General features: G+C 41.7%; 21 protein-coding genes. 11 read left to right on the forward strand and 10 right to left on the reverse strand.

What is annotated here, in order from left to right; genetic code table 11:
* Window positions 1-66: 66 nt before the first annotated feature.
* The 5 genes from FC093_RS01820 to FC093_RS01840 all read right to left on the reverse strand — a co-directional run bounded on the left by FC093_RS01820 (window position 67) and on the right by FC093_RS01840 (window position 5,965).
* Window positions 67-594 carry a hypothetical protein gene (locus FC093_RS01820; RefSeq protein WP_137260021.1) on the reverse strand — a complete coding sequence of 176 codons (528 nt, stop codon included), beginning with the start codon at window positions 592-594 and terminating at the stop codon, window positions 67-69.
* Between the two features lie 117 nt (window positions 595-711).
* Window positions 712-1,710 carry a beta-ketoacyl-ACP synthase III gene (locus FC093_RS01825; protein ID WP_137260022.1) on the reverse strand — a complete coding sequence of 333 codons (999 nt, stop codon included), beginning with the start codon at window positions 1,708-1,710 and terminating at the stop codon, window positions 712-714.
* A gap of 287 nt (window positions 1,711-1,997) precedes the next feature.
* Window positions 1,998-3,149 carry an acyltransferase family protein gene (locus FC093_RS01830; protein WP_137260023.1) on the reverse strand — a complete coding sequence of 384 codons (1,152 nt, stop codon included), beginning with the start codon at window positions 3,147-3,149 and terminating at the stop codon, window positions 1,998-2,000.
* A gap of 245 nt (window positions 3,150-3,394) precedes the next feature.
* The gene (locus tag FC093_RS01835) at window positions 3,395-5,191 is read right to left on the reverse strand and encodes an acyl-CoA dehydrogenase family protein (protein ID WP_137260024.1); all 1,797 of its coding nucleotides are present in this window, start codon (window positions 5,189-5,191) and stop codon (window positions 3,395-3,397) included.
* Between the two features lie 96 nt (window positions 5,192-5,287).
* Complete coding sequence (locus FC093_RS01840; protein WP_137260025.1) at window positions 5,288-5,965, reverse strand: 4'-phosphopantetheinyl transferase family protein; 678 nt, start codon at window positions 5,963-5,965, stop codon at window positions 5,288-5,290.
* A 212-nt stretch (window positions 5,966-6,177) separates the two neighbouring features.
* Here FC093_RS01840 and dcd point away from each other — a divergent pair, with 212 nt between their 5' ends.
* A complete protein-coding gene (gene dcd, locus FC093_RS01845; protein WP_137260026.1) occupies window positions 6,178-6,714 on the forward strand; it encodes a dCTP deaminase in 537 nt (178 codons plus the stop codon).
* Here the strand turns inward: dcd and FC093_RS01850 are convergent.
* On the reverse strand, window positions 6,705-7,196 hold the full coding sequence (locus FC093_RS01850; protein WP_240743150.1) for a low affinity iron permease family protein: 492 nt from the start codon (window positions 7,194-7,196) through the stop codon (window positions 6,705-6,707). The genes dcd and FC093_RS01850 overlap by 10 nt on opposite strands.
* Before the next feature lie 65 nt (window positions 7,197-7,261).
* On the opposite strand from FC093_RS01850, the gene FC093_RS01855 reads away from it, so the two are divergent.
* From FC093_RS01855 to FC093_RS01875, 5 genes are all read left to right on the forward strand, one after another.
* Entirely contained in the window at window positions 7,262-8,311 is a 1,050-nt protein-coding gene (locus FC093_RS01855) for a quinone-dependent dihydroorotate dehydrogenase (RefSeq protein ID WP_137260027.1), read from the forward strand.
* 229 nt (window positions 8,312-8,540) lie between these two features.
* On the forward strand, window positions 8,541-9,320 hold the full coding sequence (locus tag FC093_RS01860) for a TerC family protein (protein ID WP_137260028.1): 780 nt from the start codon (window positions 8,541-8,543) through the stop codon (window positions 9,318-9,320).
* A 413-nt stretch (window positions 9,321-9,733) separates the two neighbouring features.
* Window positions 9,734-12,121: a hypothetical protein gene (locus FC093_RS01865; RefSeq protein ID WP_137260029.1), complete on the forward strand. Its 2,388-nt coding sequence runs from the start codon at window positions 9,734-9,736 to the stop codon at window positions 12,119-12,121.
* Between the two features lie 52 nt (window positions 12,122-12,173).
* Window positions 12,174-12,644, forward strand: coding sequence for a hypothetical protein (locus tag FC093_RS01870; RefSeq protein WP_137260030.1), 471 nt, complete (start codon window positions 12,174-12,176; stop codon window positions 12,642-12,644).
* Between the two features lie 117 nt (window positions 12,645-12,761).
* Window positions 12,762-14,342, forward strand: a complete 1,581-nt coding sequence (locus FC093_RS01875) for a catalase (protein ID WP_137260031.1) — start codon at window positions 12,762-12,764, stop codon at window positions 14,340-14,342.
* Between the two features lie 202 nt (window positions 14,343-14,544).
* On the opposite strand, the gene msrA is transcribed toward FC093_RS01875, so the two are convergent.
* Window positions 14,545-15,198, reverse strand: a complete 654-nt coding sequence (msrA, locus tag FC093_RS01880) for a peptide-methionine (S)-S-oxide reductase MsrA (RefSeq protein ID WP_137260032.1) — start codon at window positions 15,196-15,198, stop codon at window positions 14,545-14,547.
* A 239-nt stretch (window positions 15,199-15,437) separates the two neighbouring features.
* Complete coding sequence (locus FC093_RS01885; RefSeq protein ID WP_137260033.1) at window positions 15,438-16,478, reverse strand: endonuclease/exonuclease/phosphatase family protein; 1,041 nt, start codon at window positions 16,476-16,478, stop codon at window positions 15,438-15,440.
* A 137-nt stretch (window positions 16,479-16,615) separates the two neighbouring features.
* On the opposite strand from FC093_RS01885, the gene FC093_RS01890 reads away from it, so the two are divergent.
* From FC093_RS01890 to FC093_RS01900, 3 genes are all read left to right on the forward strand, one after another.
* Window positions 16,616-19,210, forward strand: coding sequence for a TonB-dependent receptor (locus tag FC093_RS01890; RefSeq protein WP_137260034.1), 2,595 nt, complete (start codon window positions 16,616-16,618; stop codon window positions 19,208-19,210).
* A 46-nt stretch (window positions 19,211-19,256) separates the two neighbouring features.
* Complete coding sequence (locus FC093_RS01895; RefSeq protein ID WP_137260035.1) at window positions 19,257-21,251, forward strand: DUF5689 domain-containing protein; 1,995 nt, start codon at window positions 19,257-19,259, stop codon at window positions 21,249-21,251.
* 328 nt (window positions 21,252-21,579) lie between these two features.
* On the forward strand, window positions 21,580-22,035 hold the full coding sequence (locus FC093_RS01900) for a ferritin-like domain-containing protein (RefSeq protein ID WP_137260036.1): 456 nt from the start codon (window positions 21,580-21,582) through the stop codon (window positions 22,033-22,035).
* A gap of 63 nt (window positions 22,036-22,098) precedes the next feature.
* On the opposite strand, the gene FC093_RS01905 is transcribed toward FC093_RS01900, so the two are convergent.
* Window positions 22,099-23,001 (reverse strand): DMT family transporter, encoded by a 903-nt coding sequence (locus FC093_RS01905; RefSeq protein ID WP_137260037.1) that lies wholly within the window; start codon window positions 22,999-23,001, stop codon window positions 22,099-22,101.
* A gap of 228 nt (window positions 23,002-23,229) precedes the next feature.
* On the opposite strand from FC093_RS01905, the gene FC093_RS01910 reads away from it, so the two are divergent.
* On the forward strand, window positions 23,230-24,327 hold the full coding sequence (locus FC093_RS01910) for an anhydro-N-acetylmuramic acid kinase (protein ID WP_137260038.1): 1,098 nt from the start codon (window positions 23,230-23,232) through the stop codon (window positions 24,325-24,327).
* A 241-nt stretch (window positions 24,328-24,568) separates the two neighbouring features.
* On the forward strand, window positions 24,569-24,982 hold the full coding sequence (locus FC093_RS01915; protein WP_137260039.1) for a hypothetical protein: 414 nt from the start codon (window positions 24,569-24,571) through the stop codon (window positions 24,980-24,982).
* Window positions 24,983-25,096: 114 nt separating this feature from the next.
* Here FC093_RS01915 and FC093_RS01920 read toward each other — a convergent pair whose 3' ends face one another.
* Complete coding sequence (locus FC093_RS01920; RefSeq protein WP_137260040.1) at window positions 25,097-25,468, reverse strand: hypothetical protein; 372 nt, start codon at window positions 25,466-25,468, stop codon at window positions 25,097-25,099.
* Window positions 25,469-25,711: the final 243 nt, after the last annotated feature.

Consider the following 25,711-nt stretch of genomic DNA (forward strand, 5'->3'; position numbering starts at 1 on the left):
TCTTACACTGGCCGCGGGCTACTTCGTACCTCGCAGTGACAATAATTGAATTGAAGGGTATAACGCTTATTTTTCATTCCAAACAATATTCAACTGCATTTCATTTTTTTTACCATCGGCATACGAAGCAGAACGGTTGAGGTAACAGCTTGTGCCCCCTTTCCAGCCTATCTTTTGAATAACGGTGCTATCGCCTTTGTTTTGAAGCGTATTAATAAAAATCCATTTGATGTCTTGAGAATTGGGATCGAGCAATACCATTGCATTTTGTACAGTTGTATTGCTGTCTTTGGGGGTGTAAGTAAGGGTAATGCTGTTGGTGCTTTGGTCGCCGTACACCGACTCCGTAAAATTTTTTTTCAGCGCATCTTCTTCCAGTTCGGGTAGCAAAAATTGTTTGGTTAATGAATCGAATACCGGACGACTGATAGTGGTGGAATCTTTTTTACCATCCATTACTAATACACGATATACATAATAGGGCGTAGTATCCACCTGCTTTATTTGCTGCCGGATATAGTTGTTGATGGGATAATAAACCGTGCTATCTGCTGCAGGTTCAGCATTCGTTTTTTTATTGTTATTACAGCTCATTAAACTATAACAGGCACATAGGATAAGGCTTGTACAAGTGAATCCCAATGCCTGTTGTAGTATTTTATTCCTTTTAAAAATCATATAAAATGGAGCAAGTTAAAGGAAGGAATTCGTTTATTCAGTGTCGTAGCTCCACTTCAACCAAATAGCGCCCCAGGTAAAGCCACCGCCAAAGGCTGCTAAGATGAGATTGTCGCCTTTCTTTAACTGCTTTTCCCACTCCCATAAGCAAAGCGGAATAGTTGCTGCCGTTGTATTTCCAAACCGTTGAATATTAATCATCACCTTTTCCTTTGGCAAGCCCATGCGCTCGGCGGTAGCATCTATGATGCGCAGGTTGGCCTGGTGTGGCACCAGCCATGCTACATTATCAGCAGTTAGTTCATTGCGTTTCATTATCTCTTCGCTCACATCGGCCATACCTTTCACCGCAAATTTGAAAACGGTTTTGCCTTCCTGATATATAAAATGTTCCCTGTTGGTAACCGTTTCTATGCTCGCCGGTTTTTTAGAGCCGCCGGCAACCATACGCAAATATTCTGCACCACTGCCATCGGTTTTTAGCAAGCTATCCTGAATGCCGGTGTCATCCACCGAAGGCTCGAGCAATACGGCAGCGCCACCATCGCCAAAAATAATACAGGTACTGCGGTCGGTATAATCCACAATAGCGCTCATTTTATCAGCGCCTATAACAATTACTTTTTTATAGCGCCCACTTTCAATAAAAGCAGCGCCGGTAGTAAGCGAAAATAAAAATCCGCTACAAGCGGCGCTCACATCGTAGCTAAAAGCATTTACTGCACCTACCTTATCTGCAATAATGTTTGCCGTAGCCGGAAAGGTCATATCGGGCGTAACGGTGGCGCAGATAATGCAATCTATTTCTTTAGGATCTAAATTTTTCTTGCGGATAATTTCCATTACTGCCGGTACACCCAAATCGCTGGTGGCTTTGCCTTCGCCTTTCAATATCCTGCGTTCTACAATGCCGGTGCGGGTGCGTATCCATTCATCATTTGTATCCACCATCTTAGAAAGATCGTCATTGGTAAGCTTATCGGGGGGCACATAGCCGCCCACTGCAGTAATCGCTGCTTTTATTGTATTCATGCTGTTGCTCCTGTGGTTAAAGGGGGCAAAATTATTGAAAGTTTATATAGGTGAATCAATAACTGTTTTTAGTGGTGTATTTCAAATGTTCACTTTTGAACGTATTGCGTAAAAGATGCAGGCTGTAGCCATCAATGAAAAGACATATAACATTATTAATAGCATTCAGATGGTTTAATACGTTGCTTTTTATTAAGTAATAAAGTTGGCGAGAAACTATTTACCGTTCGCCATATAGTAATCTGAAAGCATTAAAATGAACACGCTTTAGTGAATAGCTATCCGTTTTATACGCGGATGTATATTTTTCTTTTGTCTAAAAAATAACCCAGACACCAGCATAGCAGCATATAAAAAACAGCTTGCAAAAAGGCACCTACATAAGGTCCAATCATGCCCATGAAGCTGGTGATGTAGCCAAAAATGTTTAAGAACAGCCAGCTATAAATGTTAACGCCCGGCTCTACTTTTACTAAATAAAATGTGGTAGCCAGCAGTTCCGAAAACAGGTAAATAGTTAATGGGTTTCGGCCAAATACTTCAAAGAAATACGTCCATCTTTTCTTTTTTCTAAAATCAATAATATAGATAACAAAAGCAATAATCATACAGTCGAGCGCAACGGTATGCAGTACAAAAGAGCTGGTCCAGATTTTTTTATTAATAGGAAAAACATAGTTCCAGAAATGCGCAACTACCAATAGAATAAAACCCGCGAGCAGCAGTTTGGTTAAACCTTCGTACGTATTGCCTCTGCGGCGAATGTAATTGCCTACCAAAAAACCCGCCACCACATTGCCGATAGCCGGAAAAGTGCTCAGCAAACCCTCGGGATCAAACGGAAAACCTTCGCCCATGTATAAATGATTTGTGCCAATAAGCCACGTGTCCAGCTTTAGCACGGCATTGGCGTGAATGCTATATGGATCGGGCTGATCGCCGAAATAATACATAACAGGCCAGTACAACAACAAAATGAGGCAGGTAATAATAACGGTGGTTCTCGTCTTAAAAAAATACAGCATCAGCGATGCCATACCATACGCCAATGCAATGCGTTGCAACACGCCAAAAATGCGTGTTTGGGAAAAAGGGGATAACGTAAGATGACCGGCATCGTTATACATGAAAAAAGGAAACCAGTACATCAGAAAACCCAATATAAAAATGAGTGCTGTGCGCTTCAATATTTTGCCCACTACATAGCTGGTTGGTCTATCTGTCCACTTGGGCATTACAAAACTCATGGCATTACCCACGGCAAAAAGGAAAGAAGGAAACACCAGGTCCGTTGGCGTAAAGCCATGCCAGTTGGCGTGCAGCAGCGCCGGAAAAGTAGTTTCGTAATTGCCGGAAGTGTTTACGATGATCATGAAGCAAATGGTAAGCCCGCGAAATACATCGAGCGCCAAAAACCGTTGGGAAGCAGTAGTGGACATACAAGGAGTGGTATTAATTTTACAACCGGAAAAGTAATGAAATAAGCAGTAGTGCAGGAGATTGGGTAAAAATAAAAACCCGCAGTTAATGGCGGGTTTTTTATTTCTCAGAGATAACACTGATAAAGAAGAAATATGTTGTACACTGATTCTTTATACAATGCAATGGTGCTCTTCTGCTTGCAACTTATCATTTGAAGCTTATAGCTTATACACTTTCATCTGTGTCATTTGTGAGAAATCTTCTAAAAACAATATTTATTTTCCGCTATCATTTGATTAGCTATCAGTCTTCTTGTTTCTTTGGTATTTAGTGGTTCTGCTTTGGTAAAGCGTTTCAAACCAATGTGCATCATGCGGAGTTCATCGCCTTCGGCAAAACTATTAAGCGCATCTTTACCTGCCTTGTTGATGCGGTCGGCAGTATCGTAAATAAATGTGCGCACCATGGCCGCTTGTATAGCTGTGGCAGCTTCGCCTTTGGCATCGTACAGTTTAAGCAATCGGAGCAGTCCACTTTCAGCAGCAAAGATCTGGATAGCCATATCTGCCAGATTCATCAATATTTCCTGTTCTTTATCCAGTTTTATCATCAGCTTTTGCACGGCAGCGCCGGCAATCAGCAGTAGTGCTTTTTTAAAATTGATGATGTATTTTTTTTCTTTAGCAAAAGGTACCTCTTCCTCATTGTCATTGAAATCAGGAATGCTCATTAGTTCTTTAGAAACCGCCGTTGCCGGTGTCATTAAATCAAGCTTGCCTTTCATTGCGCGCTTGAGCATCATATCTACGATCAACAGCCGGTTTATTTCGTTCGTACCTTCAAATATGCGGTTGATGCGCGCATCGCGGTAAGCCCGGCTGATACCGTATTCATCGCTAAAGCCATTGCCACCATGAATCTGCACGCCTTCGTCTACGCAAAAGTCTGTTACTTCGCTGCAGAATACTTTAAGTATAGCACATTCTATTGCGTATTCTTCGGCAGCACCGGGTAAGGCTTCATTAACAGATTTGCCATTGCTCAATAGCTCGTGTTCTTTATCCTCAATCCATTTAGCGGTGCGGTATACGGCGCTTTCGCTCATCCAGGTTTGTATTGCCATTTCGGCAAGCTTATGTTTAATAGCGCCAAACTTGGCAATAGGTATTTTAAATTGCTCGCGGGCAATGGCATATTGCACGGCATCGGTAATCACATTCTTTTGCCCGCCAAGTACGGCAGCGCCCAGCTTGAAGCGCCCAATGTTTAAAATATTAAATGCTATCAAATGCCCTTTGCCTATTTCGCCCAACACGTTCTTCACCGGCACTTTGCAATCCTGAAAATACAACTGCACGGTAGAAGACCCCTTAATGCCCATCTTATGTTCTTCTTCGCCTTGCGTAAAGCCTTCTGCACCGCGCTCTACAATAAAAGCGGTGAATTTATCGCCATCTATTTTTGCAAAAATGATATACACATCGGCAAAGCCGCCATTGCTTATCCAGCATTTTTGTCCGTTTAATAAATAGTAATTTCCATCACTGCTTAATGTTGCAGTTGTTTTTGCACCAAGTGCATCGCTGCCGCTGTTAGGTTCGGTGAGGCCATAAGCACCTTTTAGCTCGCCGGTGGCCATTTTGGGCAAATATTGCTGCTTTTGTGCTTCGGTGCCAAAGTATAAAATAGGCAACATGCCAATACCGGTTTGCACCGAAAAAGAAATGGCAAACGAAAAGCCTTTGCCCATCTCTTCATTAACGATGGTAGCGGTGATAAAATCTTTGCCTAAACCACCATATTCTTCGGGAATGGCAATGCTGAGCAAACCGAGTTCACCGGCTTTATCCAGCAGCGATTGAATCAAACCGGGTTCCTGCTTATCAATGCGGTCTATAACCGGTAATATCCCGGTATTGATAAACTGATTGCTCATCTCCTTTATCATCCGCTGCTCTTCGGTAAAGTCTTCCGGGATGAAAGTGGTAAACGGGTTGCTTTCTTTAATCAGCCATTCGCCGCCTTTGGTTGTATCTGCCTGTTGCAAGGAAGTATTCATAAATTATGGGTCTTTTATAATCGTTAGAGAAATAGCTATTCTTACTATCAAATATAAACTTTTGAAGGGTGTGAATGTTCAAGAGATGGTTAATTTTTATGAACTAACTGTCCATGCCAGGCAAAGCTCATCAAACAGTGAATAATGAATGATAAGTTGTGTAATTTCTTTTGTAAATAAAACATCCATCTGCTGCTTTACTGTGTTTATATGTTGTATGCAAATGTGTTTTTTAAAATCAATACCGCCAGCTCCCCAATACTTGTACACCGCTTCTTTGCAGCACCAGCAAAGCGTGAATAGTTGATTTTGAGATGACAGTTGATAGTTGACAGGTGGCAGTTGGTTGATAACTGTGGAAGCTTTGCTCACGTCCACCTTATTCGCTTTCACTAAATGCAGTTCGCCTTCTGTTAAAAACTTATTTTTTATCAATTCGGTTTTGGGTGAATATAATTCTATATCAATTCCTACCCGCTCGTGCTTGCTTACGATAGCCGCCGCGTAATTGCCGCTGTGCGATATGGAAAAATGAAATTGCTCCTGCGGCAAATACGGCTTACGTGTATCGGCTATCAAAATGTCGTTGTAAGGGAAAAGAGGAAACAGATATTGCAATAAATAACGCCCGGCTAAATGCTGCAGCCGCTTGTTTGGATGCGTTACCTGCGCCGGAAAAGGTACTTTTTGCAGAAAAAAATGTTCGTCTTCTTCTATCTTCCAGATGCCGAGCCTGGTATTCGGATTAATATCTTCCTGATAAAATATAGGCAAAATTGAAAGGACGGTTTATGTTTGCAAAAGGAGAGGCAAGATACAATAGCCCGCGGATTTATCCCTGGGAACAAGGAAGAAGAATACAAGATTAAGGAAACAGGGTTCAGGAAGACAGGAAGGAAAATTGAAAACATCATAGCCACCGGATTTATCTGTGTATAAAAAGGAAAACAGATGAACCTGTGGGAAACTAAACAAACAACGCAACTATGATTTTATCGGATACGCGCATACTGGAGGAGATAGAAAAAGGCACCATTAAAATAGAGCCATACAGCCGCGAATGTTTGGGCAGCAACAGCTACGATATACACCTGGGCAAGTGGCTGGCTACCTATCGCGAGCATATTCTGGATGCTAAAAAGCACAACGAAATAGAATACTTTGAAATACCCGAAGAAGGCTTTGTGCTGTACCCGCACATTTTTTACCTGGGCGTAACCGAAGAGTACACCGAAACCCACGCGCATGTGCCTTTCTTAGAAGGTAAATCCTCTACTGGTCGTCTCGGCATAGATATACATGCTACTGCCGGTAAAGGCGACGTGGGTTTTTGCGGTAACTGGACGCTCGAAATATCGGTAAAGCAGCCGGTGCGTATATATAAAGGTATGCCGGTGGGGCAGCTGATTTATTTTCCGGTAGAAGGCGAAATAGAAATCAAATACAACCAAAAGAAAAGTGCTAAATACAGCGGTCAAATAAACAAACCGGTAGAAAGCATGATGTGGAAGAATCATTTTTGAAGAAAATGTTCCTTTTTTTCTTGCGCATTTTCTTCCGCTTCTTCTACCGAATGAGTAGCCTGAATATCTTTTTCACTTTTAGCTTTCTCCGACAACTGTTCGTAAAACCTTTTCAGCGTTGCCAGCTCTTCACCGGTTAAATCTTCCGAGGAGATAAGTCGGTTGCTGGCGCCTTTTACAGCAGCAATCAACTCGTTGAGTTTCAGTTGCAACGACAATGTTTCTTTGTTTTGCGACTGCTGTATTACAAATACCATTAAAAAGGTAATGATTGTAGTGCCGGTATTAATAACTAATTGCCAGGTTTCGGAATAATTGAACATAGGACCTGTAATTGCCCATACAATAATCATCAGCATGGCAGTCATAAATGCCCAGGGGCTACCTGATATGCGGGTAACTTTTTCTGAGAATTTCTCAAAACGGCACGCAAAGCCCGATTCTTTTTTTGGCATCCCGTCCGTATCTATCTTTTTTTCCATTGTAAATAGTTTATTCTTTTACTTACAAGGCAAAATGCGTGCAACAAGTTTATCTTCGCACACTTATGTATAAGTGGCTACGCGAATTATTGTTTTTGTTTGATGCCGAAGCCGTGCATTATTTTGCTATGAACAGCCTGCATTATACTCCTTTTTCAACAGGCGTGCTGCAATCTTTATTCCGTTATGAACATCCATCTTTACAGCGCGAACTGTTCGGATTACATTTCAAAAACCCGGTTGGGTTAGGAGCAGGCTTCGACAAAAATGCGCTGTATCTGCGCGAGCTTTCTGCCTTAGGCTTTGGCTTTGTAGAAGTAGGAACCGTAACGCCTAAAGCGCAGCCCGGCAATGACAAGCCGCGTCTATTTCGCCTGCCCGAAGACAAGGCATTAATAAATAGAATGGGTTTTAATAACGATGGTGCTGAGGCAGTAAAAAAGAGATTAACGGCGTGGAAAAACCGTCAACTATCATCCGTTAACCGTCAACTAATAATTGGTGGTAACATTGGCAAAAACAAAGTAACGCCCAACGAAGATGCCTGGAAAGATTATGTGCAATGCTTTACTGCTTTGCACAATTGTGTTGATTATTTTGTAGTAAATGTAAGCAGTCCCAACACACCTGGTTTGCGCGCATTGCAGGAGAAAGATGCGTTACGAAAAATATTCAGCGAATTACAAAATATCAATCGTGGGCTTACCGCCAAAAAGCCTTTGCTGCTAAAAATAGCACCCGACCTTACGGATGAGCAATTAGACGATATTGTATCCCTTTCTTTTGAGATGCAGTTGGATGGCTTGGTAGCAACGAATACCACCATTAGCCGCGAAAATTTGAGTGAACAATCGAAACTAAAAAGTGTGAAAATTGGCGCTGGTGGCTTAAGCGGAAAGCCGCTGGCCGAGAAAAGCACAGCCGTAGTTAAATTTCTTGCAACGCACACAGGCGGGCGTATTCCCATTATTGCCAGCGGTGGTATTTTTACGGGTAAAGATGCTGCGGAGAAGTTAGCTGCCGGTGCTTCACTGGTGCAGGTGTGGACGGGTTTTATTTATGAAGGCCCGGCTATTGTAAGTAAGATTTGCGGGCAGCTTGCGCAACATAATTAAAAGATTGCTTAAGATTATTAAGTTGAAAATCACGTAGAGCCGTCATACCGGCTATGCCTTTGGCTTAGCAGGCTTACAGGAGGCATTCTTGCTATATTTAGCTCCTTAATAAGGTGGGATTTCTCCCGCTGGTCGAAATGATGAAGTACTGTTTTCAGAATATAAAAATTTAAACAGCCTTTAAGCCTATCCGCATCCTGTTTATATTTGCCGCATTCAACTTTACTGAATGAATAATTTATTTTCGGCAGATAATATTGTATCCTTTTTTGTACTGGTTATTTTAGAGATCGTATTAGGCATTGATAATGTTATTTTCGTGAGTATTATCATCAGCCGTATGCAATCGTCGCTGCAGCGCAAGGCAAGGTTTGTATGGATGATTGCCGGTATTATTGTACGGTCTGTTTTACTATTTGGATTAACGTGGCTGCTGGCGCAAAAAGGCAAGTATATTATCCCCGAAAGCTGGTTTGGTAAAGGGTTCGACCTGGCAAGCCTGGTAATGCTGGCTGGCGGATTATTTCTCATTTATAAGACAGTAAAAGAAATACACCACAAGCTGGAAGGCGATGACGAGCATGTAGCAGGTGGCGCCAGGCAACTCTCTTTTGGTCGCGGCGTTATGCAGATAATACTAATAGATATGGTATTTAGTTTCGACAGCATTATTACTGCCGGCGGCACTGCCAAGCGTGTAGAAATAATGATTGCCGCCGTAATCATAGCTATGATTATTATGTTTTTATTCTCGCCCAAGATTGCCGCGTTTATTGATAAGCATCCTACCATCAAAATGCTGGCGCTTTCTTTCTTGGTGATGATTGGTTTTATACTGCTGGTGGAAGGTTTTGCCAGTGAAGCTGCCGAATCGCTGCACCTTAAAAACTACGTGTATTTTGCAATGTTTTTTTCTTTCCTGGTGGAACTGTTGAATATGCGTTTGCGCAAAAAGCAGGGCAAGCCGGTGCATCTGCATCAGCCGGACAGGAGTGAGATAAAGAAGTAAATCATTGAAATGGTTAATGGTAGCCATATTCTTCCATAACCTTTGGTTAAACGTTGGGGTATGGAAGAACACTTTGCATGCTCTCTTTCTACTTTCTATAAAGTTGAAAGCAACTCTAAAATAAGCTTAACAGAAATTCCCGTACCTTTAATAACAAGCTTGTCATATAAAAACCCGGTGGTCAGAAATAGTATAATCTTGCCACTTCATATTGCAATGTACACTTCTTTTCTGCGCAATTTTTCGGGGTTCCTACAATTTACAATAACACTTCTGCTTCCACAAAATTGTACATCGTACACCTGTCATCTTACATTTTTCTGCTCTGCCTCTGTTGCCATTTTGTTAATGCCTTTTTTTCATATAAGCATATAACGTTAATTTGAGCACTTCATTTATAAGATGTATGTGCTATGAAAAAATTGCTCACGCTTGTATTACTTTTTACTATACTTATCTCTAAATCTTTTGCCCAGCGCATAGATTCCACTTTGGCTATTTATGCTAATCAGTTTCCGCAGGAGCGCATGTATTTGCAATACGATAAACCCGCCTATTCAACCGGCGAAACAATATGGTTTAAAGCTTATGTGATGAGTGGCATTTTGCCTTCGGACATCAGTAAAAACGGTTATGCCGATTTGTATGATGCCGATGGCAGGCTGCTGGCACATTCCGTTTTTCCTATTGTAGAAGGTTCTTTTCACGGGCAGTTTGATATACCCGATAGTATTGCCACACCTTTTGTGCATGTAAAAGCATACACCGCCTGGATGCTCAATTTTGATACAGCTTTTTTGTACGAAAAAGATATCCGCATTCTGCAAAAAACGCCAAAGCCAATTACAAAAACCAACAATACGCCATCCGTGCAGTTCTTTCCCGAAGGTGGCGATGCAGTGGTGGGGCTTCCATCAAAGATTGCATTTAAAGCAATCGACGGAACCGGCAAACCGGCTAAAATAAAGGGGTTTGTATTGAATAATGCGAATGCTGTTGTAGATACCATTAAAACACAGCACGATGGTATGGGTTTTATACGACTAACGCCGAAAGCTGGCGAAACATACACTGCCAAATGGCACGATGAGCAAAATGCGGTGCATCAAACGCCGCTGCCGGCTGCTAAAGCTATAGGCGCTACATTGGAAATAAATGCAGGAGATAATAAAAAGGGGTTTATTATCCGCCGTTCTGCTGATGCGCCAGGCAACATGCAGCAGTTGCATATTGTTGGCACCATGAACCAGCAACTGGTATATATGGCAAACGTAAATTTGCAGACTTCACAGTTCATTGGTGGCGCTATTCCTACCGAAGCACTGCCTACCGGTATTTTGCAGGTTACTTTGTTTGACAGCAACTGGTCGCCACTGGCGGAACGTATTTGCTTTATTAATAACAAGGAGGCCATCTTTGAACCCGAAGCGGGCTTCAAAGCACTGGGGCTGGGCAAGCGTGGCAAAAACACATTTGAGATTGATGTGCCTGACACTATTATTGCCAATCTTTCCATAGCCATTACCGATAAAGGCATTGGTGTTGATAGCACCGGCAATATTATTTCTTCTTTATTGCTCACCAGCGATTTGAAAGGCCGGGTATATAAGCCCGATTATTATTTTTCCAACAATAGCGACAGCGTAGCGCAGCACCTCGATCTCGTAATGCTTACCAATGGTTGGCGCCGTTACAACTGGCAGGCAATTGTAAAGGGTGAATTCCCCGATATTAAATATTCCAATGATACCTCTTACCTTACTTTTTCGGGTAAAATATATGGCGTTACCTCATCGCAACTGCGCAGTGCAGGCCAATTGTTTGCCATCATCAAAGGCAAAGATTCCATTACACAAACGGTTACAGCTGCCATTAAATCCGATGGAACATTTGAAGACCCGAATATGGTGCTGTTCGATTCTGCAAAAATTTACTATCAGTTTATCGGCAACAACAACCTGGCAGATATGAGCGAAGTGCGCTTTATGAATAATGTATTGCCTTCGCAAAAAAGAATTGTTTTTGATAAATCGAAAATGGTCTCGCTGCAGGATACTGCCGGGCTGGCAAGATTACGATACCTCGCCAGTGAAGAAGCGCGGTTGAAAGAGTTGGCAAAAGGCACTACTTTGCAGGGCGTAACAGTAACTACCAAAGCCAAATCGCCGCTGCAAAAGCTGGATGAGGAATACGCCAGCGGCTTATTCCAGGGTAGTGATGCTTACCAGTTTGATCTTACCAACGACCCTGTTTCCAATGCTTACCAGAGTGTGTTTGCTTACCTGCAGGGCAAAGTGGCGGGCTTACAGATAACTACTAACGGCACCAACGCCAGCCTGTCCTGGCGCGGCGGCTCACCTTCTCTTTATCTCAACGAAATGCCTGTTCAGGATGTAAGCCAGTTGGGCAGTATGTCTATGGCAGATATTGCCTATATCAAAGTATTTCGTCCGCCATTTATGGGTGGCTTTAATGGCGCAAATGGTGCGATAGCCGTATATACCAAAAAGGGTGGCCCCAGCCAGGCAGCACCCGGCAAAGGCTTACCGTATAAAAACGTGATTGGTTATACAGTAATGAAAGAATTTTACTCGCCCAATTATGCTACCATTGACCCGCGCAATGAAGCTGAGGATTTGCGCAGTACACTCTATTGGAATCCGATGATTTTAACGACTGCTGAAAACCACCGTATAATCCTTAACTTCTTTAATAATGATGTTACCGATGCATTCAGGATAATTATAGAAGGTGTTTCAAAAGATGGCCGTTTAACGCATATAGAGAAGGTGGTGGAATAAGTGTGCAGGTGTTGTGACATAAAAGGCATTGAACAATAGAAACTATTATTATATGCAAAGAATATTTATAAGTTTATGTATTACTTTCTGCCTCATTGCCTGCAATAGCAATACAAGCAATACGAATAACCATCAGACCGCTGATGTACAATCAACAAACGACAGCGCTGATGCCGTATCATCATCATTGTGCTATGCTTACATGCAAAATATGGATACAATACGCTTGAATATTACTACAACAGGCGATACTTTTAGCGGGCACATGCTGTATCAGCTGAAAGAGAGAGACCGTAACAATGGCACTTTACAAGGTACCATCAAAGGCGATACGTTGATAGCAGATTACACTTTTTCATCGGAAGGCATGGTTTCGGTAAGGCAGGTGGCTTTTCTTAAACAACAGGAAGGTTTGAGAGAAGGCTTTGGTGAATTAAAGCAGAAGAATAATCAGTGGGTATTTGCAAATCCGCGGGCATTGCAGTTTACCGGCTTTGTACTTACACCCGCTGCTTGCGAGTAATTGTTTTACGATAACAGATTACACATCCTTGTCACCTGTTTTAGACAAGCTATTTTCTGCAAAAAGAAACGGCGTACTTTTGCTTTTCCCTTTTGTAAAAAATAAAAATTAACCGATATGGAAAACAATCATCAGACATCCAATGGTGCACATGTACTCACTACCCGGCAAGGTCACCCGGTTACCGACAATCAGAATATACGTACTGTTGGCAGTCGCGGACCAGCTACTTTGGAGAATTACCAGTTCATAGAAAAATTGTCCCACTTCGACCGCGAGCGCGTTCCCGAGCGCGTAGTACATGCCCGGGGTGCCGGTGCTCATGGTTATTTTGAAGCATATGGTACAGTAGGCAATGAACCGGTATCAAAATACACACGGGCTAAATTGTTTCAGGAAAAAGGAAAACGTACGCCCGTATTTGTACGTTTTTCTACCGTAGCCGGCGGCACCAGTTCGCCCGAAACCTTGCGCGATCCACGTGGCTTTGCCGTAAAGTTTTATACCGAAGACGGCAACTGGGATCTGGTAGGTAATAACCTTAAAGTATTTTTTATCCGCGATGCGATTAAATTTCCCGATTTAATTCACTCACAAAAGCCCGATCCTATTACCAATATTCAAAGTGGTGAGCGCATATTTGATTTTATCAGCCAAACGCCGGAAGCGATGCACATGGTTACGTTTGTATTTTCGCCCTGGGGTATTCCTGCCAATTACCGGCAAATGCAAGGTTCTGGCGTAAACACGTATAAGTGGGTAAACAAAGATGGCCAAGCGGTATTGGTAAAATACCATTGGGAGCCATTGCAAGGCATAAAAAACCTGACACAGGAACAAGCGGAGGCAATACAGGCCAAAAACTTCAACCATGCCACGCAGGATTTGTACGAAAACATTAAAGCAGGCAATTTTCCGCAGTGGGAACTGTGCGTGCAAATCATGAGCGATGACGAACATCCCGAACTGGATTTTGATCCGCTGGACGATACCAAAATTTGGCCGGAAGATCAATTTCCATTCTTACCGGTTGGTAAAATGACATTGAACAAAAATCCGGAAGACTATTTTGCCGAAGTAGAACAAGCAGCCTTTGGTACCGGTGTGCTGGTAGATGGTCTTGATTTTAGTGATGATAAAATGCTGCAGGGACGTACTTTCTCGTATAGCGATACGCAACGCTATCGTGTAGGTACCAACTATTTGCAATTGCCTATTAATGCACCAAAATGCCATATAGCTACCAACCAGCGCAATGGACAAATGGCTTATCGCATAGATGCCGCGCCTAATCAAAATCCGCATGTGAATTACGAGCCATCTACGTTGAACGGCTTGCACGAAGCGCAGCCGGCAGGCAAACCTTACGAACCTGAATACCATGCAAGGCTGGTTCGCAAAAAGATAGAACGTCAAAACGACTTTAAACAGGCTGGTGAGCGTTTCCGTGCTTTTGAAGATTGGGAACGCGAAGATTTGATTAAGAACTTAGTTACTACTCTGAAACCGTGTAAAAAGCATATTCAGGATAAGATGGTTGAAATGTTTACACAATGTGATGCCGAGTATGGCCGCCGTGTAGCTGACGGATTGAAGAATGCAGATAACAATTTGCAAACCGGTCCGATAGGCAGCGGGCACACACAAGATGCGGTGATAGAAGCTGAAACAGTAGCGCATGAGGCAAAGCCGTACTAAGGAGCCTGATGTGTTTTATAACCAAATTTAAATAAGTATAAGCCTATTAAGCTGCAAGCGTTGAGCTTGCAGGCAGAGCCTATAATGTGCTATTAATTTAAATTGGTATAAATAATATAAAGGCTGCTCCGTGATGCGGAGCAGCCTTTATTTTTTTACTATTAATCACAACTCTTCATAATCATGTAGCAAAGGGAAAATTTTAGTAAAAGTGATCTGGCTTGATGACTTGCGGCAACTCTTTCTGCAGCTCTTGTATTTCGGGAATACTCACCTGCTGCACATAGCCACTGTTGGGATTATTTTCTATATAATTCTGATGATAATTTTCGGCAGTCCAAAAGGTAGTAAACGGCTTTACTGCCGCCGCAATCGGCGCTTTATAGCGGGGCTGCATGTTTTTGATATAATTTTCTATTTGCTGTTTTTCATCATTATTTCTATAAAAAACAATAGATCGGTATTGTGTGCCTATATCGGATCCCTGGCCGTTTACCTGCGTGGGATTTTGTCCTGTAAAATATACTTGCAGCAAAGTGGCATAGCTTACTTCCGCGGGATCGTAATATACATTTACGGTTTCGGCATGGCCGGTAGTCCCGGTTTCTACTGTTTCGTAAGTTGGATTTTTGGTGGTGCCGCCTGCATAGCCCGAGACTGCTTCCTTTACACCCTTAACGCTTTCAAACAGTGCTTCTTCGTGCCAAAAGCAACCCGCCGCAAAGGTAGCCTGCTTGTACTTGCCAAGTTCCTGCGTAGCAGAATGTTTGCTAACAGGTATTTTATAGTTTTTCTGGCCGCAGGCAATGATAGTCATTACGCAAAACACTATACAGCCAATAAGCGAAACTTTCATACAATAATGTTTATATGAATATACGTTGAAACGAGTGGCAGCGTTGTTAAAGAATGCTTAGGAGTTGTGTAAGCATAAGCACTCCGATACCGGACTGCATTATTTTATTTGCATGTTTTTAGAGGCTGTTAAAGAACAGGACCACCTAAGCTTAAAATAGATGAGGTCACGCGAAATATGTCTTTATTAATATTCTTTGAAGCTTGGTGTCCCTTGTGCCTTTGTGGTTCAAATCTTCCTCAATTTACTTTTTTCAGCATCACCAGGTAAGTAGGAAAATGATCGCTGTAACCGCCACGATACGTGTTGCCATCCCACGTGCGCATAGGGTAGCCTTTGTATTTGCCGATATTCTCCACTAAAAATTCTTTGTTGAAAATATGTGGCTGATAATAAAAATAGCCTTGCTGTGTTTTATCCAGCCATGTATAGGAAATCATAATTTGGTCAAACAACCCCCAAGCATCCTGATAAGCCAATGTACCAATGCCTTTTTTATACATATTCACCCACGGATTGAATAAGCCGCCGGGCTGCACATCTGCTATATTTCCCTTAGCTTTCAATACTTTGGTTACGCTTGGACTTATCGGATCATCATTCAAATCGCCCATGATAATTGTTTTGGCATGTGCATCATACTTCTGAATGGAATCCAGCATGTTTTTATCTGTTTGCGCAGCCGATAGACGCCCCGGCATACTCCTTTCTTCACCGCCAAGCCGGCTTGGCCAGTGATTGACAAACACATGCACGGTATCACCATCCAATATACCTTTTACCCACAAAATATCTCTGGTAAAATAAGCAGACTTTGCACCTTCGGGCAACTGCACAAACAGTTTGGTACTTGCTAAAACCCTGAAGTATTTTGGATTATATAAAAAGCCTACATCCACGCCTCTGGCATCTCTGGAGTCGTAATGTACAATTTTGTAATTACGATTGGTGAGCAGCGGATGATGCACCAAATCGTTCAACACCGTGTCATTTTCTATTTCGGCAACGCCAATGATAGCCGGCCCATCGGGATTTATATCCGTTCCTATTTGCGACAATACAGTGGCGAGATGTTGTACTTTATCGAGGTAAATTTTGCCGGTATAGTTTTTAGCGCCGGTAGGTAAAAAGTCATCATCATTTACCAGTTTATTGTCTATCGTGTCATAAAAATTCTCCAGATTATAAAAGGCAACAATAGCCGTTTTATACGTCTGCTTTTGGGCAAACAGCAATGATGAAGAAAGAACGAAAAAGTGTAGTAAAAAGAGCTTTATCATGTTTGTTTAAAGGTGGTGGCAAACTTACATTGGTAATACAGGGTTAAGCGCTTAAAAAAATATTATAATTTACCACCATATATATTTGTAATAGCTTTTTTCTACTTTGCACAGTAAAACCAAAACGAATTTTCTACGTGAGAAAATTGCTACTCCTGTTTTCTTGTATTGTATTGTGTAAGGTGATGCAGGCACAAAAATATTTTAACCCTGATACCGCTGATTTCACTGAACGGCCAGACACTATTATAGCCGAAGAACTGAAGGATAATGTACTGGATAATATCCCAACTATATCGCTCAGCGATGAAGATTTGAGCGATGCGGCTGCACAAAATATTTCTTCACAACTCACGGCTGGCCGCGATCCGTTTTATAATGCGGCTGCTTTCAATTTTAGCCCGGCACGTTTTCGTATAAGGGGCTACGATGGCACTTTTGCTGCTGTTTACATCAATGGCTTGCCAATGGATAACCTGGATGATGGTTATACACCGTGGGGTTTGTGGGGCGGCTTGAATGATGTGTTCCGTAACCGCGAGGTAAACTTTGGAAACCGCTACACCACCTTTGCTTTTGGTGATGTGGGCACCAATACCAACTTCGACATCCGCGCCAGCAAACAACGTAAGCAAACGAGCATTGGCTATGCTTTATCCAATCGTAACTACACACATCGCATTATACTTACGCACAACACCGGCTTGAACAAAAGGGGCTGGGCTTTTTCTTTTTCGGGTAGTCGCAGATATGCGGATGAAGGATATATTCCCGGCACGTATTACAATGGTTGGAGTTGGTTTGCAGCGGTTGATAAAAAGCTGGGACAAAAGCAATTACTATCTTTTGCAGCCTTTGCAGCACCAACCGAAAACGGGCGGCAAACATCTGCCACACAAGAGATGATGACACTTGCCGGTTCGCATTATTATAACCCATCGTGGGGATATCAAAATGGCAAAAAGCGTAATGCTAATGTTGCAAAAACGAACCAGCCGGTACTCCTTCTTACACATGAGTATCGCATTTCCAACAAAACGGCTTTGCTTACTGCTGCTTCGTATTCTTTTGGTGAGCGTTCTATATCGGGAATAGATTGGTATAATGCGCCCGATCCGCGACCGAACTATTACCGTTATTTGCCCAGTTTTTATGCAGCAGATAATTCCGCATTGGCGCAACAGCTTACAGATGTATTAAGCACTAATGAATCGGCAAGACAAATCAACTGGAACAACTTATACAACGTTAATCGCGATAATACCACCACAGTTGATAATGCAAATGGTATTGCAGGCAATGTTATCACGGATAACCGTTCTTTTTATATTTTGGGCGAAAGAGTTACCAATGTACAGCGCTTTACAGCAAGTACAACAATTAATGCAAAGCTGAGCGAACACATAGATATAACTGGCGGCATTAGCTATCAGTTGGCGAGAAATAATTATTTCCAGCGTATTGCCGATTTGCTTGGCGGACAATTTTGGATAGATTTAAACCAGTTTGCACAGCGTAATTTTCCTAATAATGTAAATGCTTATCAAAACGATTTAAACCATCCAAACCGCATTGTGTATAAGGGGGATCAATATGGTTACAATTACAACATTAATATCAATAAACCGCAGGAATGGGCACAACTGGTTTTTAAGTTTAGGAAGATAGATTTTTTTGTTGCGGGCGAGGTGTCGCAAACAAAGTTTTGGCGTGTAGGTAACGTACGTAATGGTTTATTTCCCAACAATTCTTATGGTAAATCGGAAGTACACATTTTTGATAACTATGCAGCAAAAGGTGGTGTAACTTATAAAATAAACGGGCGCAATTATTTGTATATAAATGGTGCGCTGTTAACACGGGCGCCTTACTACGATAACATATATGTATCGCCACGCACACGCGATTTTGTGCAGGATAGTTTACAAAGCGAAGCCATTAAAACAATAGAAGGCGGTTATGTACTAAATGCACCCAATGTTAAAGTGCGTATTTCAGGCTATTACACCAGCATGAAAAACGGTTTCAATGTGCTTACTTTTTACCACGATCAATACCAGGATTTTGTCAACTATGCATTGAGCCATATAGATCGCTTGTATTTTGGTGGTGAGTTTGGTATAGAAGCTAAAGTAGCACGCAATGTTACTGCTAATGCGGCTGCTGCAATTGGGAGGTATTATTACAATAGTCGCCAGAAAGCAACAGTAACAGTAGATAATACCGCTGATATTGTATCGGAAGATGAGATTTACAGCAAAAATTATCGCATTGCCGGCACACCACAAGAGGCTTACAGCGGGGGCATTACGTACCGTTCACCTAAGTTTTGGTTTGTAAGTCTTACGGGTAATTATTTCAGCCAAATGTGGCTCGATTTTAACCCGTTGCGCCGCACGTATGTTGCTACTGATGGCGTAACCGATGTTGGCAGCGAAAAGGCGCATACAATACTCGACCAGACACGCCTCGATAATCAATATACACTCGACTTTTATGGTGGTTATTCATGGCGCGTTAAGCATACTTACATTGATAAACGGGCACTGTATGTCGTGATTAATGCCGGTGTAAATAATTTGCTGAATAATACAGATATTATCACTGGTGGTTACGAGCAGTTGCGCTACGATTTTTCAGCCTCTTCCGAGCAAAACTTAAGCAGGTTTCCACCAAAGTATTATTATGCTTATGGGTTGAATTACTTCATCAGTCTGCAGGTACGGTTTTAATAATACTATTTCATCTACCTAAACCATTCTTATAAAACAACAATGCATGAAAACGAAAAAAACGTTGCTACTAAATGCTGCTATTCTTTTGATTGTTATAACCTTTAATGTAGTTATCTCCTGCAACAAAAAATTTGATACACCGCCCATTTATATTCCACCTAATATAACTGCCAATACTACAATTGCTGCATTAAAAGCGGTGCATACAAGCGGTCATGCAGACTCTATAGAAACGGATGCAATTATTGCAGGTGTGGTGATTGCCAACGACTCTTCAGGTAACTTTTACAAACAAATTATTATACAGGATTCTACCGCCGGCATTGCAGTAAGTATTGATGATAATAATTTATACACTTCCTTTCCCATTGGCCGCAAAGTATATGTGCAATTGAACGGTTTGTATATAAATGACGATGGCGGATTGATATACCTTGGAACTTCGCCCGATGCCGGTGGCAGGCTTACCGGCATACCCAGCCGCCTGAAGGATAAATATTTGATAAAAGGAGAATTGCATATACCCATTATACCTGCTGATGTAACAGTACAGGATTTAAAAAGCGATAATGATAAATATGCTTATACGCTGATAAGGCTGAACAACTTTGAAGTGAAAACAACTGATACCGCTAAAACGTATGCTAATGCAGTAAATAAAACCGATGCAAGTATTACTGTAAAAAATTGTGCAGGCGATACAATGGTAGTGCGCAGCAGCGGTTATGCTGCTTTTGCAGGTATTAATGTGCCTAATGGCAATGGCTCGCTAACGGCAGTATATGTATATTACAAAAGTGCGTACAACAGCCGTATTACACCACAGATAATGATTCGAGATACAGCCGATATGCAGTTTGCCGGCACGCGTTGCGGTGGTAATGTGCCGCCTGCTAATGGTGCGCTGATAAGTATAAAAGAGCTACGTGCAATGTACAACGGCAGTGATATAAAACTGGGTGCTTATAAGATTGGCGGCGTGGTTATTTCTGATGCGGATAACAAAAATGTATCCAATGGTTCGGTGGTATTGCAGGATGGTGACCGTGGGATTTCCGTTTATTTTGGTGGTACGGTTACTTACAACATCGGCGATTCTATTGTGCTGGATGTAAATAACGATTCGTTAATAAATTATCGTGGTTCGCTGGAAATAAAAACACCTTACGGCACAGCAAAACCGACTGCTGTTGCAACTGGCATTCCTGTTTTTCCTAAAGAAACGACTATACAACAATTAAAAGATAGTCTTTCTAACGTAGAATTTACATTAGTAAAAATAAAAGGTGCAACAGCTAGTGGCAGCACCACTTACAGCGGTAGTCAAATGCTTACTGATGCTTCGGGCAACATTACTTTATACACCAGTCCATCGGCTGCATTTGCGGGCAGTAATTTGCCGGGCAGTGCTAACGATTGGACAGGTTATGGCAGCTTTTACAACGCCACACCACAGTTCCAAATCCGCAATATAAGCGATGTTGCTGGCGCAATGGTAGTGTCGCCCACAGGCGGTTCAGACCTTCTTATATCTGAATATGTGGAAGGATCTTCCAATAATAAATACCTGGAGATTTATAACGCCGGTGCTGCAGCCGCAGATCTTTCAAAATATCATATTAAGCTGTACACAAACGGGCATGATGCAGCGCATGGTGCCGATAACAGTGGCAGGCTGGATTCTGTTTCGGGCACCGCTTCTTTAGCGCCCGGCGCATTGCTGGTTTTTAGCACAACCGCAGCATCGCTTACATTGCCGGCTGGTGTGGTGGCTTATCCCACTTCGGTTTGCAACTTTAATGGCAACGATGCTATTACACTTGAGAAAAATGGCGTTGTAATAGATGTATTTGGTGATGTAGGCACCGATCCCGGCACAAGCTGGACGATTGCCGGTAATAGTAAAGCTGCTACTGATAAAACAGTACGCCGTAAAACAGGTATTATACAAGGCAATACCGATTGGACTTCCTCAGCGGCTAACGAATGGATAGTAATTATTTCAATTAATGATGTATCTGACCTGGGAATACGATAATTCTTTTCAACTGCAGAGATGCTTAAACACGAAGCCTGATGCTATATTAAAAATGTTCCGAATATAGTAAGGTTGGAGCCTTTTAGCATAATCCTACTCATCTGCATTATCGCCCGAAATTCTCCGTCATTTAATCCCAATTGCACATAAGGAATTGATTTGTAGAATTATTTGCTCATAAGCTAATCCGCTTTTTAAACATTCTGTTAATTGCATCTGCAACTGAACGATGCAATTAACAGAGACGGTATTCTAAAACAGGTTTATAGAGCAATGGCACGGTTTTGCTTTACACTAAAGCATTATTAACCTAATTAATAAAATTTTTATGGCAACGACTACAGAAATCTCATCTGTACTGAAGGATCTGGTACAGATCAATGTTGACCGCTATAATGGTTGTCAAAAAGCAATAGAAGACGTTCAGGATTCCGACCTGAAAGACATGTTCAGACGTATGGGCGAGCAAAGCCTTAATTTTAAAAACGAACTGGAAAGATTTGGTGGCAGCGATGTGCACATTCCAACTGATGAAACGTCAGCAGCCAGTAAAGTGCACCGCACCTGGATTGATATAAAATCGGCATTTACCGGCAAAGATCGTCATTCGGTATTGGCAGCTGCCGAAACCGGTGAAGATACGATTCTTAAAACGTACAGGGAGGCACTGGAAGACACCAGTGGTATGCCTACCGATCTGATGCAGGTAGTACAACGGCAAAAACAGGAATTGCAACAATCGCACAACATGGTAAAAGCATTACGCGACAGCAGGCTAAGTTAATACAGTCCTACCCAGATTATTGATATGTGAGTGGCTTCTTCTGCAAAGAAGAAGCCTTTTGGTTTACGCAACAGCAGCATCCTCTATTACTATATCATTTCCTTTCTTGCGCATACTGCGTAGCATTTGTATAACAACTGCTGTTATGATAAGTAAAAAACCTATGTAAAAGCTATAGTTGAAATATTTGTTTTCGTGGTTGATTGCAAAGGCGAGCAGGATGCCATATACCGGCTCGAGCGTGGTAGTAAGATTTACAGTAAAAGCACTTACTTTTTTCAATGCGCTGATATATAAATCGTATGTTACTACAGTGCAAAGCCAGCTTAATATCAGCAGCCAAAGCCAATCTTCTTTAGTAGGAAAAAGAGAGCGTGCCGGAAACAAATGGTTATATAACGGCATTAATGCAGAGATGCAAATAAATGCACCGGTTATCTGATACAATGTAACCGTTTGCGGGCGATAGCCGGTTACATATTTTTTGTTCAGCACCGATGCAAACACTATAAACAGTGCAGCCAGCAGTCCTATGTAAATGCCGGTGGAAAAATCCAGATTGGAGAAATAAATGAGCGCAATACCCATGAGTGCCAGCAAGCCTAAACTTATCTCAAACAAGCTGATACGTCTTTTGAAAAATATAGGTTCTATAAATGCAGAAAGCAAGGCCGTAGTAGCCAGGCAAGTAAGTGCAATAGACACATTGGAATATTTGATGCTGCCATAAAAACAAAGCCAGTGCAAACCAACAAGGCAACCTATTGAAGCTATTTTTATAAAATCCTTGCCACTTAATTTTCTGATTTCTTTGTTTCGAAAACTTAGCAGCCATAAAGTAGTAATAGTAATAAGCAAACGCCACCACACCAGCAAGCCTTCGTTCAAAGAAATAAGGCTACCCAGCACACCCGTAAACCCCCACAAAAAAATAGCGATGTGCAGTTTGAATAAGGCCGATTTCATGGGGCAAAGTAAGGCAAACAAAAAATTGCGGTACAATATATTTCTCTTTGGGTATTTTCACCGCGGCGAATTATTGCTCAGGGATTACACGGATGAATACAGGTGTTTTTTCTTTTATTTCATCTTAAACTTATCAAACAATAATTTAAAATATGCTGCGGAACGCTGCGTAAACTTCTGTTGCCCGCGGTGAGAAAAATAGCAGTATTTCTTATAAATAAAAACAATATGGTTTACAAAGCAATCGGCTTAATGAGTGGTTCTTCTCTGGATGGTTTGGATATTGTTTTTGCTGAATTATCGGAGCAGCGTGGCAAGTGGAGCTACGAAATACAAGCTGCCGAAACAATGCCATACAATGCACATTGGAAGAAGGCTTTAGCCAGCGCTACACAACTTACAGCTTACGATTATCTGCAGCTCCATGCAGCGTATGGAAAGCATTTGGGAGAGGCAGTAAATGCATTTATAGATAAATACAACCTGCATCACCAGGTGCAATTGATAGGCTCGCACGGGCACACCGTTTTTCATGCGCCGGATAAAGGCTTTACCGCACAGTTGGGCGATGGCGCAACAGTTGCTGCCACTACGGGCATCAATGTCATCGGCGATTTGCGTACAATGGATGTGGCGCTGGGCGGGCAAGGTGCACCCATTGTGCCGATGGGCGAAAAGCTCCTTTTTGAAGAGTATAATTTATTGCTGAATATTGGCGGCATTGCTAATTTGTCTTACCGCGAAAACGATCGGTATATTGCTTTTGATATTTGTCCGGCCAACGCTATCTTAAACAAACTCGCCGCCGCTACAGGAATGGAGTATGATACAGGCGGCAACCTTGCTGCCACCGGCACTGTAAACGAAGCTTTATTACAGCAATTAAATGCGCAGCCGTATTATACTTTGCAACCTCCCAAATCGTTAGATAACGGTTTTGGCTATGCAAAAATGTATCCGCTCGTTCAATCTTTTTCTTTATCTGCCAGCGATGCTTTACGTACTTATACCGAGCATATTGCTATGCAGGTGAGCAACAGTATATGGCATATTGGGCAAATGCCATCAACTACAACATTGCAACTGTTGATTACCGGTGGCGGTGGTTTTAATACTTTTTTAGTAGAAAGAATACAAGCTGCCGTTGAGAAATATAATATAGAAGTAGTGTTGCCCCCGGCTGAAGTAATTAATTATAAAGAAGCTTTAATCATGGCACTGCTGGGCGTACTTCGCTGGCGCGAAGAAAACACAGTGCTTGCATCTGTTACCGGCGCTTTGCGCAGCAGCATTGGCGGTGCGGTGTGGATAGGATTGGAGGCGTAGCGTGATTGTTAATGAGTAAAAGGTCGTTTAAAAAAAGTAGCCTGCAATATTGAAATAAATAACTGCTTTTAAAGTATTATAAACTCGCCATCGCTTCATTTTATTCACAATAAATGCTTATAGCTTCTTAAAACGTACCATAAAAGAATTGAAGTATAAACTTTTAGTAATTTTTTGCATTCTTCTTCGTTTATACATTGTTTGCTTTGAATAATTTTTCAATTCAAAACAACAACCTGTTATGTATAAATTGATTTTTTTTGCAAGTATCATTTGTTTTATTGCATCCTGCAAAAGCGATCCATCAACTATTGACACTAAAGCTTATGAATCACAAAAGCAAAGTCTTGCTGATAAAGAAAAAACAAACCCACTGGCTTTTTTGCATGTAAAAAGTGAGTACCATAAAAACTGGATTGGGCAAACGGTGGTGAGTGGTACTATCACCAACACTGCTACTGTTAGCAGCTACAAGGATGTGCGGTTAAAAATGCTTTGCTATGATAAGCTTAATAAAATGGTTGAAGAGCACGAAGATGTGCTGGATGCAATTATAAAACCTAATACGAGCAGGAATTTTAAATTGCGCTATCGCCTGCCGCGTACTACCGATAGTATTGCCTTAAGCATCATGAGTGCAGCGGTGCATGAGTAAAAGCTTAATTAATATATAATTATTGTGTTAATCAAACAGCATCAATTATATTAAATACAATAGCATTACTCGGCAACATTGATGGGCCGTGTAATGCTAAAGTGAATGCGCATTTTACTCTACCGTTAACTGCTTGGTGGTATTAATAGCTATTTTTTTTTCAAACTTGTCATTACCGGTTTGAAGTACAATACTGTAAGTGCCTTCACCTAATTGTTCAAGATTAAATACCGCGCTTTGTGCGTATTCACCTTTCACCAGTTTGCCTTCATACACTTCATTTCCTTGTTCATCCTGCATCGTTACGTCTATAGCATCGGGTAATTCGCTGATGGCTGTAACAATTACTTTTGTACCGGTTGTAACTACAGTGGCATTAAGAGTAGGAGCCATTGTCTGTTGCATCTTTTTTTTGCCGGTTGCAGGGTTTGCAAATGAGCAGAGCGTAGTAGCTATGCAAGCTGCGATAATAAATAACTTTTTCATGTCTTGTTGTTTTTTGGGTTTTTTAAAATGGGTTTCTGTATTATAGGATGCTGCGTGCAAAAGATATGTTGCCTGCCTGTTGCTGCAAAAAGTGGTGTTCTTTATTATTGGTTAATAAACCGGATAAATGGTAAAATGAGCTGAGTTAAATAATAAAAATTATTCAATGCCGGCAGATAATTAAGCCTGTTACTTGTGTGTTGGGCGCTAAATAAATTGTATTTATTATTACATTTAAAAGCA

Source organism: Ilyomonas limi (assembly GCF_005233845.1).
GTDB lineage: Bacteria > Bacteroidota > Bacteroidia > Chitinophagales > Chitinophagaceae > Ilyomonas > Ilyomonas limi.